Source organism: Bacillus sp. FSL R5-0593, assembly GCF_038603755.1.
GTDB lineage: Bacteria > Bacillota > Bacilli > Bacillales > Bacillaceae > Bacillus > Bacillus velezensis.
In genome coordinates, this window is the sequence record NZ_CP152011.1 from 627,501 (window position 1) to 642,625 (window position 15,125).

At 43.1% G+C, this 15,125-nt stretch carries 18 protein-coding genes, 2 tRNA genes and 1 rRNA gene; 15 read left to right on the forward strand and 6 right to left on the reverse strand.

The features are described 5' to 3' along the window. Positions 1-42: 42 nt before the first annotated feature. From rrf to tsaD, 8 genes are all read left to right on the forward strand, one after another. Positions 43-158: ribosomal RNA gene (rrf, locus tag NYE36_RS03115) — 5S ribosomal RNA — on the forward strand. A gap of 19 nt (positions 159-177) precedes the next feature. Further along, a tRNA-Met gene (locus tag NYE36_RS03120) sits at positions 178-254 on the forward strand. A gap of 10 nt (positions 255-264) precedes the next feature. Beyond that, a tRNA-Asp gene (locus NYE36_RS03125) sits at positions 265-341 on the forward strand. A 182-nt stretch (positions 342-523) separates the two neighbouring features. Next, positions 524-1,501, forward strand: coding sequence for a thiamine-phosphate kinase (gene thiL, locus NYE36_RS03130; protein WP_015416943.1), 978 nt, complete (start codon positions 524-526; stop codon positions 1,499-1,501). Positions 1,502-1,516: 15 nt separating this feature from the next. Beyond that, positions 1,517-1,993 carry a tRNA (adenosine(37)-N6)-threonylcarbamoyltransferase complex ATPase subunit type 1 TsaE gene (gene tsaE, locus NYE36_RS03135; protein ID WP_007408853.1) on the forward strand — a complete coding sequence of 159 codons (477 nt, stop codon included), beginning with the start codon at positions 1,517-1,519 and terminating at the stop codon, positions 1,991-1,993. After that, positions 1,974-2,663: a tRNA (adenosine(37)-N6)-threonylcarbamoyltransferase complex dimerization subunit type 1 TsaB gene (gene tsaB / locus NYE36_RS03140; RefSeq protein WP_007408854.1), complete on the forward strand. Its 690-nt coding sequence runs from the start codon at positions 1,974-1,976 to the stop codon at positions 2,661-2,663. The genes tsaE and tsaB overlap by 20 nt, the downstream gene beginning before the upstream one ends. A 10-nt stretch (positions 2,664-2,673) precedes the next feature. Next, positions 2,674-3,129, forward strand: coding sequence for a ribosomal protein S18-alanine N-acetyltransferase (rimI, locus tag NYE36_RS03145; RefSeq protein WP_003155993.1), 456 nt, complete (start codon positions 2,674-2,676; stop codon positions 3,127-3,129). Further along, on the forward strand, positions 3,122-4,162 hold the full coding sequence (gene tsaD / locus NYE36_RS03150; RefSeq protein ID WP_020955419.1) for a tRNA (adenosine(37)-N6)-threonylcarbamoyltransferase complex transferase subunit TsaD: 1,041 nt from the start codon (positions 3,122-3,124) through the stop codon (positions 4,160-4,162). Before rimI ends, tsaD begins: the two co-directional genes overlap by 8 nt. 223 nt (positions 4,163-4,385) lie before the next feature. On the opposite strand, the gene abc-f is transcribed toward tsaD, so the two are convergent. After that, positions 4,386-6,314 (reverse strand): ABC-F type ribosomal protection protein, encoded by a 1,929-nt coding sequence (abc-f, locus tag NYE36_RS03155; protein WP_033574939.1) that lies wholly within the window; start codon positions 6,312-6,314, stop codon positions 4,386-4,388. Positions 6,315-6,453: 139 nt separating this feature from the next. On the opposite strand from abc-f, the gene moaC reads away from it, so the two are divergent. Genes moaC through tatC form a run of 4 tightly spaced genes read left to right on the forward strand, consistent with a single transcriptional unit; the run spans position 6,454 to position 8,564 of the window. Further along, positions 6,454-6,966, forward strand: a complete 513-nt coding sequence (gene moaC, locus NYE36_RS03160; protein ID WP_003155986.1) for a cyclic pyranopterin monophosphate synthase MoaC — start codon at positions 6,454-6,456, stop codon at positions 6,964-6,966. After that, positions 6,963-7,610, forward strand: coding sequence for a redox-sensing transcriptional repressor Rex (locus tag NYE36_RS03165; protein WP_003155984.1), 648 nt, complete (start codon positions 6,963-6,965; stop codon positions 7,608-7,610). The genes moaC and NYE36_RS03165 overlap by 4 nt, the downstream gene beginning before the upstream one ends. Before the next feature lie 18 nt (positions 7,611-7,628). Beyond that, positions 7,629-7,799: a twin-arginine translocase TatA/TatE family subunit gene (locus NYE36_RS03170; RefSeq protein WP_003155981.1), complete on the forward strand. Its 171-nt coding sequence runs from the start codon at positions 7,629-7,631 to the stop codon at positions 7,797-7,799. A 6-nt stretch (positions 7,800-7,805) separates the two neighbouring features. Then, positions 7,806-8,564, forward strand: a complete 759-nt coding sequence (gene tatC, locus NYE36_RS03175) for a twin-arginine translocase subunit TatC (protein ID WP_094032596.1) — start codon at positions 7,806-7,808, stop codon at positions 8,562-8,564. 38 nt (positions 8,565-8,602) lie between these two features. On the opposite strand, the gene NYE36_RS03180 is transcribed toward tatC, so the two are convergent. Both NYE36_RS03180 and NYE36_RS03185 read right to left on the reverse strand, forming a co-directional pair. Beyond that, positions 8,603-8,794: a YdiK family protein gene (locus tag NYE36_RS03180; protein WP_003155975.1), complete on the reverse strand. Its 192-nt coding sequence runs from the start codon at positions 8,792-8,794 to the stop codon at positions 8,603-8,605. Continuing rightward, positions 8,791-9,525 (reverse strand): type II CAAX endopeptidase family protein, encoded by a 735-nt coding sequence (locus tag NYE36_RS03185; protein ID WP_094032597.1) that lies wholly within the window; start codon positions 9,523-9,525, stop codon positions 8,791-8,793. Before NYE36_RS03185 ends, NYE36_RS03180 begins: the two co-directional genes overlap by 4 nt. 236 nt (positions 9,526-9,761) lie before the next feature. Between NYE36_RS03185 and groES the strand changes: the two genes are divergently transcribed. Together groES and groL are read left to right on the forward strand one after the other, a co-directional pair. Next, positions 9,762-10,046, forward strand: coding sequence for a co-chaperone GroES (gene groES, locus NYE36_RS03190; RefSeq protein ID WP_003155970.1), 285 nt, complete (start codon positions 9,762-9,764; stop codon positions 10,044-10,046). 41 nt (positions 10,047-10,087) lie between these two features. Further along, entirely contained in the window at positions 10,088-11,722 is a 1,635-nt protein-coding gene (gene groL / locus NYE36_RS03195; protein WP_003155941.1) for a chaperonin GroEL, read from the forward strand. Between the two features lie 160 nt (positions 11,723-11,882). Here groL and NYE36_RS03200 read toward each other — a convergent pair whose 3' ends face one another. The 3 genes from NYE36_RS03200 to NYE36_RS03210 all read right to left on the reverse strand — a co-directional run bounded on the left by NYE36_RS03200 (position 11,883) and on the right by NYE36_RS03210 (position 14,649). Beyond that, positions 11,883-12,599, reverse strand: coding sequence for a LytTR family DNA-binding domain-containing protein (locus NYE36_RS03200; RefSeq protein WP_060674401.1), 717 nt, complete (start codon positions 12,597-12,599; stop codon positions 11,883-11,885). Positions 12,600-12,752: 153 nt separating this feature from the next. Further along, positions 12,753-13,358 (reverse strand): accessory gene regulator B family protein, encoded by a 606-nt coding sequence (locus tag NYE36_RS03205; RefSeq protein WP_043858029.1) that lies wholly within the window; start codon positions 13,356-13,358, stop codon positions 12,753-12,755. Then, entirely contained in the window at positions 13,351-14,649 is a 1,299-nt protein-coding gene (locus NYE36_RS03210; protein WP_060674403.1) for a GHKL domain-containing protein, read from the reverse strand. The genes NYE36_RS03205 and NYE36_RS03210 overlap by 8 nt, the downstream gene beginning before the upstream one ends. Positions 14,650-14,873: 224 nt before the next feature. Here NYE36_RS03210 and NYE36_RS03215 point away from each other — a divergent pair, with 224 nt between their 5' ends. Next, a complete protein-coding gene (locus NYE36_RS03215) occupies positions 14,874-15,080 on the forward strand; it encodes a plantaricin C family lantibiotic (RefSeq protein ID WP_060674405.1) in 207 nt (68 codons plus the stop codon). Positions 15,081-15,125: the final 45 nt, after the last annotated feature.

The following is a 15,125-nucleotide window of genomic DNA, read 5'->3' on the forward strand; positions in this document are numbered from 1 at the left end:
TATGCTTACTGTTATCTAGTTTTGAGAGAACACTCTCAATGGTTTGGTGGCGATAGCGAAGAGGTCACACCCGTTCCCATGCCGAACACGGAAGTTAAGCTCTTCAGCGCCGATGGTAGTCGGGGGTTTCCCCCTGTGAGAGTAGGACGCCGCCAAGCTTTTCTAAAATTTTATCATCGCGGGGTGGAGCAGTTCGGTAGCTCGTCGGGCTCATAACCCGAAGGTCGCAGGTTCAAATCCTGCCCCCGCAACCAAAAATTAAATGGTCCGGTAGTTCAGTTGGTTAGAATGCCTGCCTGTCACGCAGGAGGTCGCGGGTTCGAGTCCCGTCCGGACCGCCATTTTTATTGTAAACGAAACGATCATGTTTTCGTTTTTTTTGTGTTTTCTTTTAAATGCTGGCAGCTTGGTATCTAACCAAGCTTTCTTTTATATCGTTAAAGTCTTGGATATTGAAACATAATCCGATACACTAGAAAGAGCTGTATTTCACAAGAGCGTCAGAAAGGGAGACGGGAGATATATGGATGAGTTTGATTTGATTCACAGTATTACGCCGCATTCGCATTATCATCCTTCCGTCGAGGTAGGGATCGGTGATGATGGTGCGGTTTATACAGCGTCACCCCACATGCAGCAAATTGTCTGCCTTGATACAATGGTGGAGAATGTCCATTTTAAATTAGAGTATTCCTCTCCTCATGATATCGGTTATAAGGCGCTTGCTGTTAACATTAGTGACGTGGCGGCGATGGGAGGCATTCCGAAGTTTTATTTGGTGTCTCTAGCGGTTCCTTCTTGCTGGCAGAAAGCTGACGTCCAGGCAATGTATGAAGGAATGGCGGAACTGGCGAAACTATATCAAATGGATTTGATCGGGGGAGATACCGTCTCCGCTTCCGGTCAAGCCGTAATTACCGTTACTGTCATCGGAGAAGTTGAGAAGGATTGCGCTTGTCTGCGAAGCTCGGCAAGACCCGGAGATGTTGTGTTTGTTACAGGGGATATCGGTTCGTCCGCAGCAGGACTGTCTCTTTTATTGGGAGAAACACTCCCTTCTGCTTTTCATACGACTGATTATTTTATCCAAAAACATAAACGGCCCGTTCCGAGAGTTCAGGTCGGCCGCTTCTGCTCTCAGCTTCAGCGCGCGGCTCTGAATGATATCAGTGACGGATTGGCCAGTGAGCTGCATGAAATAGCTGCGGCAAGTTCAGTTACGATAGAAATTAAAGAACAACTTCTGCCGGTGCATCCGGATTTGCCTGAGGCAGATTCTGAGTGGAAGAAATGGGTGTTATTCGGCGGTGAAGATTTTGAATTGGTTGGAACGGTTTCTCAGCAAGAGTGGACCTCTTTGCTTGATTACTGCACTCAATCGGGCATTCCGATTGCGAAGATAGGAGCGGTATCTGAACGGAAGGAAGCATGTGTTCTTTTGACAGCCAATGATCAGAGACAAATCGTCCTTGAGAAAAAAGGATACAATCATTTTAAATAAGACGGGTGACTCACTTTGAAGACATTACAATGGAGAACGAAAAACCCCGAAGAAACGAAAGCCGTAGCCAAGCTTGCCGCTTCTTTGGCAAAGCCGGGAGACATTTTGACACTGGAAGGCGACTTAGGTGCGGGAAAAACGACTTTTACAAAGGGTTTTGCCGAAGGACTGGGAATCACGAGAGTGGTAAACAGCCCGACTTTTACAATTATAAAAGAATACCATGACGGTTCGCTTCCTCTATATCATATGGATGTGTATCGTATGGAGGATGAAAGCGAAGACTTAGGGCTTGAAGAATATTTTGAGGGACAAGGCGTCTGTTTAATTGAATGGGCTCATTTAATTCAGGATCAGCTGCCTGCTGAACGGCTGCAGATCGTCATCACAAGAGCCGGTGATGAGGCAAGGGACATTACCTTTACGGCTTGCGGAACACGGTATGAAACGCTTTGTGAGGAGATAAATAAACATGACAATACTGGCAATTGATACGTCAAATTACACGTTGGGTGCCGCGCTCGTTCGTGACAAAACGGTGATGGCGGAGTATATTACATATTTAAAAAAGAATCATTCCGTGCGGGCCATGCCTGCTGTCAATTCATTGCTGAAGGATTGCGGCCTAACACCGCAGGACCTTACGAAAATAGCGGTGGCGAAAGGACCGGGTTCGTACACAGGTGTCAGAATCGGTGTGACGCTGGCAAAAACATTGGCATGGTCGCTGAAGCTTCCGGTTTCCGCTGTCTCGAGTCTGGAGGTGCTGGCGGCTAACGGACGGCACTTTCAAGGACTGATCTGCCCGTTATTTGATGCCCGGCGCGGACAGGTATATACGGGGCTTTATGAATATCAGGACGGCCGATTACAATCCGTTCTTCCAGATCAGAATGTCCTTTTGACTGATTGGCTCGGCATGCTGAAAGAAAAAGCGTCTCCGGTTTTATTTTTAGGGCACGATACAGCCATTCATGAAGAAACCATTCTGCATGAATTGACATCTCAAGCAGTGATTGGAACGGCTGCACAGCATAATCCGCGGCCGTCAGAGCTGGCGTTTTTAGGCTTGGAAAAAGAGGAAGCGGATGTCCACAGCCTTGTTCCGGATTATTTGCGTCTGGCAGAGGCTGAAGCGAAATGGATGGAATCTCAAAAATAGGGTGATAGGGATGAAAACGAAAACGGCGATTCGAAGCATGCGTCCGGAAGATATTGATCAAATTTATGAAATTGAAACAGCATCCTTTACTTCTCCGTGGACGAAGGATTCATTTTATCATGAGCTTTTGGAAAATCCGTATGCCCACTACCTTGTCATTGAAAAGGACGGCTGTCTGGCGGGGTATTGCGGAATCTGGATTATTATAGATGACGCGCAGATTACGAACATAGCCATTAAGCCGGAATATCGGGGCCAATCATTGGGAGAAGCGCTGTTTCGCTCTGCGATAGAATTGTGCAGAGAAAAAAAGGCAAGAAGGCTCTCTCTCGAAGTCAGGGTCTCAAATCATCCCGCCCAATCCTTATATAAAAAATTCGGTCTTCAGGCCGGAGGAATCAGAAAACAATACTATACAGATAACGGAGAAGATGCGTTATTAATGTGGGTGACATTACATGAGTGAAAAACAAGATATTTATGTATTAGGAATCGAAACAAGCTGTGATGAAACAGCGGCCTCAGTCGTAAAAAACGGGAATGAAATTATTTCAAACGTTGTCGCTTCTCAAATTGAAAGCCATAAACGTTTCGGCGGGGTCGTGCCTGAAATAGCGTCCAGACATCATGTGGAGCAGATTACCCTTGTGATTGAGGAAGCTCTTTCAAAAGCGGAGATGGGCTTTGATGATCTTGATGCGATTGCCGTAACGGAAGGACCCGGACTTGTCGGAGCCCTGTTAATCGGAGTCAATGCGGCAAAGGCGTTAAGCTTTGCCCATCAAATACCGCTAGTCGGCGTTCATCACATCGCGGGTCATATTTATGCAAACAGGCTGATAGGAGAGCTTCAATTCCCGGCGCTTGCTTTGGTTGTGTCAGGCGGACATACGGAATTGGTTTATATGAAAGAGCACGGTTCATTCGAGGTTATCGGTGAAACGCTGGATGATGCCGCAGGCGAAGCTTACGATAAAGTGGCAAGAACGATGGGGCTTCCTTATCCGGGAGGGCCGCAGATTGATAAGCTGGCAGCTGTGGGAACGGATTCCATTCCGCTTCCGCGTGCGTGGCTGGAAGAAGGGTCTTACAATTTCAGCTTCAGCGGCCTGAAGTCAGCCGTGATTAACACGCTTCATAACGCCTCGCAAAAAAATGAGGTGATTCCTCCGGAGGATCTTGCCGCAAGCTTTCAGCAGAGTGTCATTGATGTACTGACGGCAAAAACCTCTAAGGCCGCGAAAGAATACGGGGTTAAACAAGTGCTGCTGGCAGGGGGCGTAGCCGCTAACAAAGGGTTGAGAGCCGCACTGCAGCAGGAATTCAGCCATTCGGGAGATCCCGAGCTTGTCATCCCGCCGCTTTCTTTATGCACGGACAATGCAGCGATGATTGCGGCTGCCGGAACCGTTGCTTTTGAAAAGGGGATTCGGGGCTCATATGATATGAACGGACAGCCCGGTTTGGAATTAACATCCTTTGATCGTCTCACGTTGTAAAACGTGAGGCTTTTTTTTACTTATTAACAGATAATTCTAACATATCCACAGGATTGTGAATATATCCAAAAATCCAGGCTGGATAAGGGGCTGTAAGTTGTTAGTAAAGTGGATAAAGTCAGAAAATTTTGTGGATAGTGTGTATAAAACGTTTACCTACATGGCTGACAAGGAGGATAGCTGTGGATAAAAAAGCACCCCTTAAAGAGGTGCTTGACTTTTTCTATTCTTCTGAGGAGAGTTCCTCCCATTCTGCTAATAAGTTTTCGAGCTCTTGATTCAGAGCTTCATTCTCCGCATGAATGGTCTGTACCTTTTCATGATCCTGATACACGTCAGGATCGCACAGCAGCTCCTCATTGGCGCTGATTTTCTCTTCGGCGGATGAGACGGCAGCTTCAATTTCTTCAATGCGTCTCAGGCGCTGCCGTTCTTTCTTCTTCCATTCTTTTTCTTCCTCGTAAGTTCTTTTCGTATCCTGTTTGACCTTGCCGGCAGGCTGAGCCTGCTCTTTTTCCTGCCGCTTCATTTCTTCCAGTTCCAGCTGCTGGGCTTTTTTCTCGGTGTAATAGTCATAGTCACCCAAATATTCTTCTGCATGATCAGGTGACAGCTCCAGCACTCTTGTGGCGATCCTGTTAATAAAGTAGCGGTCATGCGATACAAATAACAGTGTTCCCGGGTAATCGATCAGGGCGTTTTCCAGCACCTCTTTACTGTCCAGGTCAAGGTGGTTTGTCGGTTCATCAAGGATGAGAAAGTTTGCTTTTTGCAGCATCAGCTTGGCAAGCGCGACTCTTGCTTTCTCACCGCCGCTTAGAGAACGGACAGGTTTCAGGACATCGTCTCCGCTGAACAGGAAGTTGCCGAGGCATGTCCTGATCTCTTTTTCCGGCATGTCCGGATATTCATCCCACAGCTCGTCCAGCACGCGTTTGGACGAGGTCAGTTCAGCCTGCTCCTGATCATAATAGCCGATTGTGACATTGGAACCGTACGTGATCGATCCGGATTCGGGGCTGAGCGTGTTCATAATGGTTTTCAGCAAGGTTGATTTGCCGATTCCGTTCGGTCCGACGAGGGCGGCGCTTTCGCCTCTTGTAATGCCGAAGGTCAGGTTTTTCAAGAGCGGCGGCTGGCCGTCATAGCTGATGGAAACATCCTGTACGCGCAGGACGTCGTTTCCGCTCTGTTTTGTAATGTCAAAACGGAAGGCGGCTGATTTTTCATCACCGAGCGGCTTTGCCATGACGTCCATCCGTTCAAGCTGTTTTCGTCTGCTTTGGGCTCTTTTCGTTGTAGAAGCTCTGGCCAGATTGCGGTCGACAAAATCTTGAAGCTTGGCGATTTCGTCCTGCTGTTTTTCATACAGCTTCAGGTCTTTCTCGTACTGCTCAGCTTTTTGTTCTAAATAGGCGCTGTAGTTGCCGAGATATTTTTTACTTTCTGTCCGTGAGACCTCATACACTTGGCTGACGACTTTATCAAGAAAGTATCTGTCGTGGGAGACGATCAGAATGGCGCCTGAATATCCCTGTAAATAATGCTCAAGCCATGTAAGCGTATCGATGTCGAGATGGTTCGTCGGTTCATCCAGAATAAGCAGATCAGGCTGGGTCAGCAGCAGTTTTCCGAGCGCAAGTCTTGTTTTCTGGCCGCCGCTCAGGCTTTGCACTTTCACGGAATCGTCAAATTTTCCGAAGCCGAGGCCGTGAAGGATAGATCGGACATCCGCTTCATATTGATAGCCGCCTTTATCCTTGAAATCCTGCTGAAGCCTGTCATAGGTTTTCATCAGCGTCTCAAGATCCGCGGGGGCGGCCGTGGCCATCTTTTCTTCAATAGAGCGCATCTCTTTTTCCATTGCTTTCAGGAAATCAAAAACGCTCAGCAGTTCTTCTTTTATGGTAAGCTGGGATTCCAAGCCTGTGTGCTGGGCAAGGTATCCCATCGTTAATTCTTTCGGTTTGATTAATTCACCCTTTTCATATGAAAGGTGACCTGCGATAATTTTAAGGAGAGTTGATTTGCCGGCTCCGTTTCTGCCTACTATGGCGATGCGATCCCGAGATCTGACTTCAAGCTTTATATTGTTTAAAATAGGATCAGCGCCAAAAGATTTGGATAGCTGATTAATTTGTAAGATCATCATATTATTTCACCTCTGTTATAATAAGTTAAGTGTAGCTTATCAACCTGCTGTCAGCAAACAATACATCAGAATTGGAACATTATAGGATAAGACATCAGGGAGAAAATAGTGTATGATCAGAAGTAAGGAGAGTTTAAATATGAATGGATTTTCTCATTTTAATGAAGAAGGCCGTGCCCGCATGGTGGATATAAGCGATAAATCTTCAACAGTCCGTACTGCCGCTGCGATATCCAGCGTACACATGAAGCATGACGTGTACAGCAGAATCAAAAACCGCGAGATCGGAAAAGGAGACGTGCTGGCTGTCGCACAGGTGGCCGGAATTATGGCCGCAAAGCAGACGTCAGCGATTATCCCGATGTGCCACCCGCTTTCTTTAAGCAGCGTCGACATTTCATTCGGCTGGGAGGAAAAGGATTCCGAAGCCGTTCTTCATATACAGGCTAGCGTAAAAACGAAAGGGAGTACAGGTGTGGAAATGGAAGCGCTAACTTCCGCTTCAGTCTGCGCTTTGACCGTGTATGACATGTGTAAGGCGCTGGATAAAGGAATGGTCATCGGCCCGACCTGCCTCATGGAAAAAACAGGAGGCAAAAACGGTGATTTTAAAAGAGATGCATCTGAGTATAAAGTGGAGGACCAATCATGAACAAGGATCAATCAAAAATTCCACAGGCGACGGCAAAACGGCTGCCGCTTTATTATCGCTTTTTAAAGAATTTACACGCGTCAGGAAAACAGCGCGTTTCATCAGCTGAACTGAGCGACGCGGTAAAAGTCGATTCGGCCACGATCCGCCGGGATTTTTCCTATTTCGGGGCGCTCGGCAAAAAAGGATACGGCTATAATGTGGATTACCTGCTGTCATTTTTCAGAAAAACACTGGATCAGGATGAAACGACGAACGTCATTTTGATCGGTGTCGGGAATTTAGGGACGGCGTTTCTTCACTATAATTTCACAAAAAATAATAACACAAAAATATCTATGGCTTTTGATGTGAATCAGAGTAAAATAGGAACTGAGGTAGGCGGTGTGCCTGTCTTTGATCTTAATGATTTAGAGCTTCACATTAAGGATGAACCCGTGGCGATTCTTACCGTTCCGGCGGTTGCCGCCCAGTCAATCACCGACCGGCTCGTGTCGCTCGGAATCAAGGGAATCCTTAACTTTACGCCGGCCCGTTTGAATGTGCCGGATCACATTCGAATTCATCATATAGATTTAGCTGTAGAGCTTCAATCATTGGTTTATTTCTTGAAGCATTATTCTGTTTTGGAAGAAATTGAATAGCGAAAGGAGGAGCTGCACATGATCGGTCCTGGAAGCCTGGCGGTTATCGGTGTGGTGGCGGTGATTATTTTCGGTCCGAAGAAGCTTCCCGAATTAGGAAAAGCGGCGGGGGACACGCTTCGTGAATTTAAGAACGCTACTAAGGGATTAGCCGGTGAAGAAGAGGAAAAAAAGAAAGAAGAACAGTAAGATAGGATGACGCGTATGAGAGTGAATCAAATGACGCTTGTGGAGCATATTGCCGAACTTCGGAAACGATTGCTGATTGTGGCGTTATCCTTTACGGTTTTCTTTATTGCCGGCTTTTTTCTGGCAAAACCTATCATTGTGTATCTTCAAAAAGCCGATGAAGTAAAAGAGCTCACCCTTAATGCTTTTAACCTGACGGATCCGCTGTTTATCTTTTTGCAGTTCGCGTTTATCATCGGCATCATTTTGACTTCGCCGATTATTCTCTATCAGATTTGGGCGTTTGTCAGCCCGGGCCTGTATGAGAAGGAGCGCAAAGTAACACTCAGCTATATTCCGATTTCGATCGTGCTGTTTGTCGGCGGTGTGTCGTTTTCTTATTATATTTTATTTCCGCTGGTCGTTGATTTTATGAAGCGGGTTTCGAATGACCTGGATGTCAATCAGGTGATCGGGATCACCGAGTACTTTCATTTTCTGCTGCAGCTGACGATTCCGTTCGGACTGCTGTTTCAGATGCCGGTGCTGATTATGTTTTTAACGAGACTCGGTGTTATCACGCCGATGTTTTTATCGAAGATCAGGAAGTACGCGTATTTTGTGCTGCTTGTGATCGCCGCGATGATTGCGCCGCCTGAGCTGCTGTCTCACTTGATGATTACCATTCCGCTTTGCATTTTATATGAGATCAGCATTCTTATCTCAAAAGCGGCGTATCGGAAAAGGCAGACCAGCAGTGAATCCGATCAGGACGTATCAGCATAAAAAAAGCCATTTCTCAATGATGAGAAATGGCTTTTCTTTTATTTTTGATTTTTCTTCACTTTAAATGAGAAAGCGAACATTTTAAACGAGATGCTGATATTATAAGCGGCGAAAACCATCAGCAGTATGGAATAAAAAGACCACATGCTTCCCGGAGAGCTTGCGGCCAAATACGTAAAGATACAGCCGACTGCGAAATAAATCAAGCCCCAAGTCATTGGGTTCCTCATACAAACAATCCTCCAATAATTAATTGCATTTGCTCACTATGCTGTTCAATATATTTTTGGGCGGGGCCGAGCTGCATGACCACGACAATGGTATTCATCATGACATGGGCGAATATCGGCACAATAATCCGTTTCGTCTGCACATACAAGAACGCAAAGGTAAAGCCCATGGCCGTATACAGCAGCAGATGCGTGAGGTCTTGATGCACAATGCCGAAAATGACGGAACTGATCAGTCCGGCGATAAAGAAATTCGTTTTTTCATATAATACACCGAAAATGATCTTCCGGAAAATGATTTCTTCAAGAATCGGCCCGACGATAGAAGAAACGATAATCATGAGCGGCATGGCTTTAATAATGTTAAGAATGGCTTCCGTGTTTTCGGAACCGCTGCCCACATGAAAGACATACTGCTCAATCATCCCGGCGATTCCCTGAGAAAATAAAGCGAGCCATATTCCCGCGACCGCCCAGAGAACGGACATGCCGGCGGATGCTTTCTTCCCGTTTCTTAATGTCTGCTTCGGCGCGGTTCTCAAGATCAAGAGAACGATAATCAGGCAGATAAAAAAGCTTACGACGGAATAAATCCCCTGAGCCATGGTGAGGTTTGCATTCGTAGGGTGTCCGCCCGCATAGCCGAATTTGTACATTAAAGGAATGCCGATCAATGCGGAAAGCTGCATGATAACATATGTCAAAATGATATACCAATACTGTTTTCTCAAATGATATGTACTCCTTTATCCTATAAAATCAACTTATTTGTTCTTATTGTAACACAAGTGAACTTGACGTGAAAAAAGGAGAAAATCAGTGTGAGAGAGAATCATGTAAGCGTGAAAATTTTTTATTCTTATGACTTGAAATTGGAAGTGAGATTCTTTATTATAATAACTGTGTTAGCACTCTTTAGAGCTGAGTGCTAAAATTACATATTCATACTATTGAGGAGGTTATTACATTGTTAAAGCCATTAGGTGATCGCGTTGTCATTGAACTCGTAGAATCTGAAGAAAAAACTGCCAGCGGAATCGTATTACCGGATTCTGCAAAAGAAAAGCCGCAAGAAGGCAAAATCGTGGCAGCCGGTTCAGGTCGCGTGTTGGAAAGCGGAGAGCGCGTTGCTTTAGAAGTAAAAGAGGGCGACCGCATTATCTTCTCAAAATACGCCGGTACTGAAGTGAAATACGAAGGTACTGAATACTTAATCTTACGTGAAAGCGACATTTTAGCTGTTATCGGCTAAGCAAATAAATATTTTTAAAAATTCGAGGAGGTTTCGTTAACATGGCAAAAGATATTAAGTTTAGTGAAGAAGCACGCCGCGCTATGCTTCGCGGTGTCGATGCGCTTGCTGACGCTGTAAAAGTAACTTTAGGGCCAAAAGGACGCAACGTGGTTCTGGAGAAAAAATTCGGTTCTCCGTTAATTACAAATGACGGTGTGACAATCGCAAAAGAAATTGAACTTGAAGATGCGTTTGAAAACATGGGTGCGAAGCTTGTAGCTGAAGTAGCCAGCAAAACAAACGACGTTGCCGGTGACGGTACGACGACTGCGACTGTACTTGCGCAGGCTATGATCCGCGAAGGCCTTAAAAACGTAACTGCGGGGGCTAACCCTGTCGGCGTGCGTAAAGGTATGGAACAAGCCGTGACTGTAGCAATCGAAAACTTAAAAGAAATTTCTAAGCCGATCGAAGGCAAAGAGTCTATCGCTCAGGTTGCTGCGATCTCTGCTGCTGATGAGGAAGTCGGAAGCCTTATCGCTGAAGCAATGGAGCGCGTAGGAAACGACGGGGTCATCACAATCGAAGAGTCTAAAGGATTCACAACTGAGCTTGAAGTTGTTGAAGGTATGCAATTCGACCGCGGATATGCGTCTCCTTACATGGTGACTGACTCTGATAAGATGGAAGCGGTTCTTGACAATCCTTACATCTTAATCACAGACAAAAAAATCACAAACATTCAAGAAATCCTTCCTGTGCTTGAGCAAGTTGTACAGCAAGGCAAACCATTGCTTCTGATCGCTGAAGATGTTGAAGGTGAAGCTCTTGCTACACTCGTTGTCAACAAACTTCGCGGCACATTCAACGCTGTTGCCGTTAAAGCTCCTGGCTTCGGTGACCGCCGTAAAGCAATGCTTGAAGACATCTCTGTTCTTACAGGCGGAGAAGTAATCACAGAAGACTTAGGCCTTGACCTGAAATCTACTGAAATCGGACAATTGGGACGCGCTTCTAAAGTTGTGGTAACGAAAGAAAACACAACAATCGTAGAAGGCGCCGGCGACACTGAAAAAATCGCTGCACGCGTCAACCAAATCCGCGCTCAAGTGGAAGAAACAACTTCTGAATTCGACAGAGAAAAATTACAAGAGCGTCTTGCGAAACTTGCCGGCGGCGTAGCTGTCATCAAAGTCGGCGCTGCGACTGAAACTGAGCTGAAAGAGCGTAAACTTCGCATCGAAGACGCCCTCAACTCAACTCGCGCAGCTGTTGAAGAAGGCATCGTATCCGGCGGCGGTACAGCGCTAGTCAACGTATACAACAAAGTCGCTGCAGTGGAAGCTGAAGGCGATGCGCAAACAGGTATCAACATCGTGCTTCGCGCGCTTGAAGAGCCGATCCGTCAAATCGCACACAATGCAGGTCTTGAAGGATCTGTCATCGTTGAGCGCCTGAAAAACGAAAAAATCGGCGTAGGCTTCAACGCTGCAACCGGCGAATGGGTAAACATGATCGAAAAAGGTATCGTTGACCCGACAAAAGTGACGCGTTCTGCTCTGCAAAACGCAGCTTCTGTAGCAGCAATGCTCCTGACAACTGAAGCCGTTGTCGCTGACAAACCGGAAGAAAACGCCGGCGGCGCAGGAATGCCTGACATGGGCGGCATGGGCGGTATGGGCGGAATGATGTAATTAAACGGCGAAAACCCTTGATATAACAAGGGTTTGACCGTTGACTTCATCTGGAAAGCGCCAAATCCCTTGATTAGGATTTGGCGCTTTTTTCTTGTTTGACTCTCTACTTATTCGATTAGAATACTCCCATTCGTTTTGTTAAAGAAGCCTAATATCTCTAAAAAATAAAGGTGAGTTGTTCTTTTAGTTCGCGATATTTACTTCGACTTACATTTATAGTCTTTGGACAGTCTTTAATTTTTAAATTGTAAGATTTCATATAGGTGTCTTGGATAACCTCTTCAATTTTGTCCAATGGGACAAGAAATGACTGGTGGCTTCTAAAAAAGTTGCTGTCTTTTAACATTTCCTCAAGAATGGTCAACCCTTGGTTACATTCAATAATCCTTCCATTTTCAAGGTTGATGCATGATTTTCTTCCGACTTTTTCAATATAAAGAATGGATTCTATATCTATGAGATGAATTTTACCATTTGAGCTAATACTGATCTTTTTTTTTCGCCTACTTTTATGATTGTTCACTAAACTTACTGTCGATTTTAGTCTCAAAAGGTTAACAGGTTTCACCATAAAATCCATTGGATAATACTTATATCCATCTAACGCATAATCCGGAAGATAACTCATGAAAATAATACTGGTGAAGGGGTAATGAATATTTATATACTCAGCCACATCGAATCCATTATTTTGAGGCATATTAACATCAATGATGACTAGATCTACTTCTTGCGTAGATTCTAGATGTGAGATTAGATCACTTATCTTGCTAGTTATTAGATCAAATCTCGCTTGACTGATCTCATTTGAAATCTTCTTAAAGAAATTTAGTATCTCTTGATCATCGTCAATAACACATATTCTGACGGTCAATGTTCATCACTCTTTTGATTTTGGGGTAATTCGGGTTCATAAGCAAACCAGAAACAACTGCTTGCTGTTGTAAGCGAATTGAAAAACAAAGCGGTTAAGCCAATTATATAACTGATGCATTTTAACATACTCCTTACTCCTTTAACCATTTATTTAAAATCTCTTATCAAGTGATAAGAGGATTTTATCCCATATATTAGTCAAAGTGATGCTTTGCAGGATAAGTGCCATCCATATGCCGTATTTATGATGGTCATCTCCCATAAGGCTGATTAATAGGAGACAAGAAAAAATGCCAATTGAACCAATTTTGAGCTTTTTCTTATGATCAGGAGTAAATAAATGTTTCTTTTTTTGAAGCTTTGGAGAATTTTTAAATGTGATAAAAAATGAAAAGACTAATAAAATTTTCAACACAGACTTAGTCCAGAAGGTGAAATGTGATTCAAACTCTATTGATATGTATGTTATAAACAAGATTTGCAGGGTGCTGAAGATTAAACATAAATTATAGTTTTTAAAATGGCTTCCCCCAGATATCATTCTAAATAATCCACCACTGGCTAAAACAATTAAAGCTTGTGCTAAATAACCGAAAAATTCTGCTAATATAATAACTATAAATACTTGATTGACAGTAGCAAGCATCCATTCTAAACCATAGCGTATGTTATCTTGCAGTCGGCGAAACTCAGGGTTAAAATGTATAATATGTTTTGATATTTTTTTCGCCAGTTTATGAGGTGTTAGATCAAACATAGTCTGCCTCCTTTGGTATCCTGACTTTGAAAATGATCATTCGATCAATGATTTCTGTAAAAATGAAACCATTATATTTCTCAACAACTGACTTTACAATATGAAGACCATAACCTCTACCTACTTTGTCTTTCGTGGAGAATCCTTCTTCAAAAATCCTCTCGATAACTTCTGAAAACCGTTCAATATCTCCAAAATTTGAAACATCAATTCTATAGTAATTCTCAGTTGCATTAATATGCACATATACTGCCCGTTTCGGGAGTTCATCTATTTCTTTAACAGCATCTAGTGCATTTGTAATTAGATTGCCTAATATTCTGTTTGTTTCAAATAATTTGCACGGAAAACCTCTTAAACTATCACTGATTTTGTATTGAATATGTATATTTTCTTTTAAACCTTTGTCTTTATAAGAAAGAAGTAATCCACTAATTGCCACTGAATGTAAAGGAAGAATATCACTTATTTGAGCAGAATCATTTAACACATCGCTGAGGTACTGATAACTTTCTTTGGAGTAACCTTTTTCAAGCATTTGCTTGATGGTAATAAGATGATGCATATGGTCATGGTTATGCCTTTGAATAAAGTGAATGTACTTACCCACCTCTTCATATTGTTCCTCTAAATAATCCTCTGCGTCCCGAAGGTTTTGAAGAAAGATACCTCTAATCATAAAAAAAATAAACATGGTCAATGTTATAAGTGCTACTCCCCAAAATAAATTAATGTATTCGTCAACTTTCTTATTTTTATATATAACGATGTAGTAGAGAAACAGTATGGAGAATGAAAGAATTGAAATTAATAATAATTGCTTACGTAATCTCTTAGTTTGTTTCTTTAGAATGATTAGACTTATCCTATATTTTCGAATCAGCCATAATATAAATGTAAGAATGATAAGGTGAGGCAAGGCGATGGCAAGAACTGGTGCCTCATTTAGATTTACACTGAAAAATGGTTGGATAGATTTTAATATTGAAAAACCAATGACTTCAGCTACAAGTAAACAAACTGAACCTAGTGAAATACAGATCATTGATAATGAGATTTTTAGTTTAAATAAGAATGACACTAAAAAACCAATTGCCCAAATTACTATGAATAAATATATTGGCGGAGGGAAAACGTTTTTTGCCAAAAATAAAACGATGCTTCCATAAAAACTTATAAGAAGTAGCGGCAGGAATTTTCTTTTACAGTCGAAATTCACTAGAGATGTTCCAATCGTAATGATTAAAAATGTTTCTAATAGACCTCCTATTAACTGGTTTATCAGATTCATTTCAACACTCCTACAATTTTTAAGTTATGCTTCAACCCAATTATACAAAAAAAGATAATATATGTAAATTTAAATTCGGATATTTTAATATATAGGGCAGAATTTTGTAGAAAATAGGCTGTTTATACATGAATTATGCCCAGATAAACCAAATTAATCCATAGTTCCTAAAAAAGTGTTAAGATAAAGCCAAGCTCCCAAAAAAAATTAAGAGGTGAATGAAAATGTCAATTATTGAAACGTGGAAAAACCCTGCTTTACGAATGAATAGTCAAGTAGTAAATCCAGCTGGTGATCTGATGGAAGAGCTATCAGACGATGAAATGGAAATGTTAGCGGGCGGGTGTGCTTGGTACGACATCAGTTGCAAGTTAGGTAATAAAGGTGCATGGTGCACTCTTACTGTGGAATGTCAAAGTAGCTGTAATTAGTAGAACTTAATTTAAGGCCGGTGTTTTTACCGGCCTATGAATATA

Coding starts and splice junctions, on each gene's coding strand:
- thiL (WP_015416943.1), top strand. CDS start 524: ATGGATGAGTTTGATTTGATTCACAGTATTACGCCGCATTCGCATTAT.
- tsaB (WP_007408854.1), top strand. CDS start 1,974: ATGACAATACTGGCAATTGATACGTCAAATTACACGTTGGGTGCCGCG.
- rimI (WP_003155993.1), top strand. CDS start 2,674: ATGAAAACGAAAACGGCGATTCGAAGCATGCGTCCGGAAGATATTGAT.
- tsaD (WP_020955419.1), top strand. CDS start 3,122: ATGAGTGAAAAACAAGATATTTATGTATTAGGAATCGAAACAAGCTGT.
- abc-f (WP_033574939.1), bottom strand. CDS start 6,314: ATGATGATCTTACAAATTAATCAGCTATCCAAATCTTTTGGCGCTGAT.
- moaC (WP_003155986.1), top strand. CDS start 6,454: ATGAATGGATTTTCTCATTTTAATGAAGAAGGCCGTGCCCGCATGGTG.
- NYE36_RS03165 (WP_003155984.1), top strand. CDS start 6,963: ATGAACAAGGATCAATCAAAAATTCCACAGGCGACGGCAAAACGGCTG.
- NYE36_RS03170 (WP_003155981.1), top strand. CDS start 7,629: ATGATCGGTCCTGGAAGCCTGGCGGTTATCGGTGTGGTGGCGGTGATT.
- tatC (WP_094032596.1), top strand. CDS start 7,806: ATGACGCGTATGAGAGTGAATCAAATGACGCTTGTGGAGCATATTGCC.
- NYE36_RS03180 (WP_003155975.1), bottom strand. CDS start 8,794: ATGAGGAACCCAATGACTTGGGGCTTGATTTATTTCGCAGTCGGCTGT.
- groL (WP_003155941.1), top strand. CDS start 10,088: ATGGCAAAAGATATTAAGTTTAGTGAAGAAGCACGCCGCGCTATGCTT.
- NYE36_RS03205 (WP_043858029.1), bottom strand. CDS start 13,358: ATGTTTGATCTAACACCTCATAAACTGGCGAAAAAAATATCAAAACAT.
- NYE36_RS03210 (WP_060674403.1), bottom strand. CDS start 14,649: ATGAATCTGATAAACCAGTTAATAGGAGGTCTATTAGAAACATTTTTA.
- NYE36_RS03215 (WP_060674405.1), top strand. CDS start 14,874: ATGTCAATTATTGAAACGTGGAAAAACCCTGCTTTACGAATGAATAGT.